Source organism: Coleofasciculus sp., assembly GCF_046539235.1.
In the GTDB taxonomy this organism is placed as follows: Bacteria; Cyanobacteriota; Cyanobacteriia; order Cyanobacteriales; family Coleofasciculaceae; genus Coleofasciculus.
In genome coordinates, this window is sequence record NZ_JBKHHI010000536.1 from 1 (window position 1) to 3,805 (window position 3,805).

Sequence of the window (3,805 nt, forward strand, 5' to 3'; positions counted from 1 at the left end):
ATCTGACTTTTGACAGGGCGAAGCATTCGCGACGGCAATTTAGCCGTCGAACTGAAAAATCTGGGCGCAAATGCTTCTCCCCTACGAATGTTATGAATGCGTAAATTTTTGCGATCGCTAACTGATTTTTACTACTTGGTGTTGACAAAAATTTCAATGTTATTGATAAAAATAAGGTGGGCATTGCCCACCCTACTAAAGACGCGATCGCGGATTGGATTCCTTACTGCCAGACAAACACTTTGGCTTCGTATCCGCCAAGATCAAGGGTTAAAGTGTTATTGCTGGCTTCCACCTCATAGTTACCTGTCCATTCGTGCCAAATACCATTCTCCGGAAAGTTGGAAAGAGTATATCCAGCGAGGAAATTATCAGAAAAATTGGCAACGACAGCAACACGAGAGCCTTGATCATTCCAGCGCACATACGCTATAACTTTGGCATCTGCATCTTCAAAAAAGAAATTAATGTTCTCGGTATAAAGAGCATGATTGTTTTTTCGCAGTCCGATTAACCCTTTATAGTAGTCCCACAAACCGCGATTACTATCATTACCCAGTAGTTGCCAATCAATCTTTTTGGACTCAATGGATTTCGGATGATATTCCCCAAACTCTTCACCCATCCACAGTAAGGGAATACCAACTGCTGTCATTAACAAAACAGCCCCTAAATTGAGCCGTTTAAAGGCTTCTTCATCAAAGATTTCCCGATTCGCCAACTCAACCATCAGGCGTTCGTGATCATGGTTAGTCAAGTAATTTACAACATTAGTTGCTCCTAGGTAGCCTTGACGCTTACAATCAATTACATCCTTAAGGGATTCTAACTCAAACCTGTCACCACAGATGTGAGGTTTAACGGTGTGGTAAAAGCTATCATGCCAGCAACCATCCATCGGACCATCAAAATTGGTGATGCTAGGATTTTCGGGGATGTATTCAGCCACGTTGTAAAATGGCTTTGCCTCTGCCGTTTTTTTAGTCTCTTGGACAATCCAATGCATAAAATCGTGGCTAGCCATTTGTCGCGCAGCGTCGTAGCGAATGCCATCAATATGATATTCAGTGATCCAGAAACGAACCACATCACCGATAAACTTCCGCGCTGGGTAAGTCTCTAGCTTTTCGTCATAATGTTCGTAGTTAAACTCTGGTCCCCAGTTATTATCTGGGTCACGGGGAGAGTGATGATACCAGTAATCGTGGTCAATTTGGGTGAGGGGGCTTTCCGCTTCTGAGTGGTTGTAGATCCCGTCCATGATTACCCGAATTCCTTTGCCATGACACTCATCGATCAAATGTTTCAATTCATCTGTCGAACCATAACTGGACTCAGTCGCAAAGAAGTAGCGAGGATTGTACCCCCAACTGTAGTCACCGGGATATTCTTTGATAGGCATTAACTCAATGGCGTTAATTCCCAATTCCACCAGATAATCTAACTTTTCAATAACATGCTGGTAATTCCCCCGTGGATAAGGATCATCTTCGCCACCGGAAAAGTCACCGACATGCATTTCATAGATGACTAATTCATGATCAGGGGGTAATGGTTTATCATCATGCATCCAAACGTAAGTATCAACGATGCGTTGTCCATCTTTGAGCCGCACGACGCAGTTTTGAGTCGGATCTTCAATATCGGTAGCGTAGGGATCATTGACCTCTACCCATTGATCAGCTTCAAAAAACCAAGATTTGGATTGAAGCCGGAATTTGTATTTATAAATACCATCTTCAAGTTCAACGGACGTGCGAAAATATCCCTGCTTATCTTTCTGCATGGGAATTTCTTCCCAATTGGAGAAACAGCTAACCAATGATACTCCTTCGTTGTAAGGAGCAAATAAAGCAAATTCAATGGGAGCAGCCATTTATTTGACCCCCTTAGGGGAAAATAAGGATTGTTTAAACATGATGCTTATTGTAAGGAGTATCCTCGATAAATAGCTATCTAGCGGAAGATAGATATTGCTATCCCTTGGTTATTGTTATGCCTCTTATCGTCTTTTTAACGTTGATGGGTTCTAAGTGCAAGAAGGCAGAAATAACACCAACAGCTACTATCTCCCCCAGCGCTGTAGAGACGTTGCCGGCAACGTCTCTACTCGATACACCCGACTGGAGGATATATTTTTGCCAAGTCTTAAGTAGTATAAACAAGTGAGGACAAGTTTACCCCTCCGGGGATGGCATTGCCTGAGAGTTCTCACGATCTGAACCAGCAAGTCAACGATGGACTGTAGCGCAAAATCAGAATACTTCCATCATCAGAACACAACTATGGCATCCTCCGACTCCCAAACATCTATTCCTGAGCCTTCAAACCAAGCGTGGGAATCTTCGGATTCTATTATCTCTGACGCCGACCAACCCATAGGAAAATCGTCACCCACGCCGAAATTATGGCTGGGATTGTTACTCACCCTGTTAGTTTTCGGTGGTGGCGGTTGGGCGGCTTGGCGTTTTTTACGGCAAAATAGCTCACCCCCAACCGCCCAGCAACCTCAAGCCATCCCCGTGAAACTGGAGCAGGTGGAATCAAGTACGCTGGAAGAAAGTTCTCAGTTTGTGGGTATCTTACAGGCAAAACAAAAGGTCGAATTGCGACCAGAAGTCGCTGGTAGAATTACCAAAGTTGCTGCCTCATCGGGAGATCGCGTGCAAGCTGGAGATATAATTCTACAACTGAAGCCAGAACGGAGTGAAGCCGAACTCAGAAGTGCGATCGCGAATGTTAATGCCCAAACCGCTACCCTGAATAATGCTCAAGCGGAAGTGAGAGCCGCCCAAGCCGATATTGCCCGTCTTAAAGCGGAAGTGGGACGCCAAGCGGCTGAAGTGCAAAGTCGAGAAGCAGAACTCGAACTGGCGCAAGTCAACTATCAACGGGCAGAACAGTTGGTGTCTCAAGGGGTTCAACCTAGACAAGAATTAGATGATAAAACGCGCGATCGCAATCAAGCGATCGCCGCCCGTGATGCAGCCGCCCAAGCCTTAGCCGCCTCTAGGGAAGCCCTGAATGTGGCACAACAACGAGTCCAAGCCGCCCAAGCCACGGAAGACAGAGTCGCCGCGAACCTGTCTAGCACCAGGGCGGATGTGGAGGTTAAGCAAGAAGAGTTGCAATTTAATCGCGTTGTCGCTCCCATTGATGGAGTGGTTGGAGATATTCCCGTCAAAGTGGGAGACTATGTAAATGTGGGTGATACCCTCACCACCATTACTCAAAACCAAACTTTAGAAGTAGAAATTCCCATTGACGAACAGCAAAGCGGACAGGTGCGTGTCGGACTCCCCGTTGAACTGCGAAACCAAGGTATCCCGGACACTGAACCACCCATTGCGACAGGGCGGATTAGCTTTATTTCACCGCAAGTGAACAGAAATTCCCAAACCCTCTTGACAAAAGCCACATTTTTCAATCCAAATGGTAGCCTGTACGATCAACAGAAAGTGGATGCACGAGTCATCTGGGAAAAACGTCCGGGTGTGTTAATTCCCGTCAATGCTGTATCGCGTCTGGCGGGGAAACCTTTTGTCTTTGTCGCCCAACCGCCAGAGGAAGCCAAACCGGGCGCCCCTGAACTCATCGCCAAGCAACGCCCTGTGACATTGGGTGATATTCAAGGGAATCGATACCAAGTTATTGAGGGCATAGAACCGGGCGATAGAATCGTTGTCTCCGGTATCCTTAATTTATCTGATGGTGCTGCGATTATTCCAGATTCTTAGAGCATTGTTGATTGTTGATTGTTGATTGTTCATGGTTGATTGTTGATTGTTCATGGTTGATTGTTGAT

The 3,805-nt window shown here is 45.8% G+C and carries 2 protein-coding genes; one reads left to right on the forward strand and one right to left on the reverse strand.

The window, feature by feature from the left end; genetic code table 11:
* Positions 1–223: 223 nt before the first annotated feature.
* A complete protein-coding gene (locus tag ACLFWI_RS28185) occupies positions 224–1,876 on the reverse strand; it encodes an alpha-amylase family glycosyl hydrolase (RefSeq protein WP_446415684.1) in 1,653 nt (550 codons plus the stop codon).
* 409 nt (positions 1,877–2,285) lie between these two features.
* Between ACLFWI_RS28185 and ACLFWI_RS28190 the strand changes: the two genes are divergently transcribed.
* Positions 2,286–3,737: an efflux RND transporter periplasmic adaptor subunit gene (locus ACLFWI_RS28190; RefSeq protein ID WP_446415685.1), complete on the forward strand. Its 1,452-nt coding sequence runs from the start codon at positions 2,286–2,288 to the stop codon at positions 3,735–3,737.
* Positions 3,738–3,805 lie beyond the last annotated feature (68 nt).

Coding starts and splice junctions, on each gene's coding strand:
- ACLFWI_RS28185 (WP_446415684.1), bottom strand. CDS start 1,876: ATGGCTGCTCCCATTGAATTTGCTTTATTTGCTCCTTACAACGAAGGA.
- ACLFWI_RS28190 (WP_446415685.1), top strand. CDS start 2,286: ATGGCATCCTCCGACTCCCAAACATCTATTCCTGAGCCTTCAAACCAA.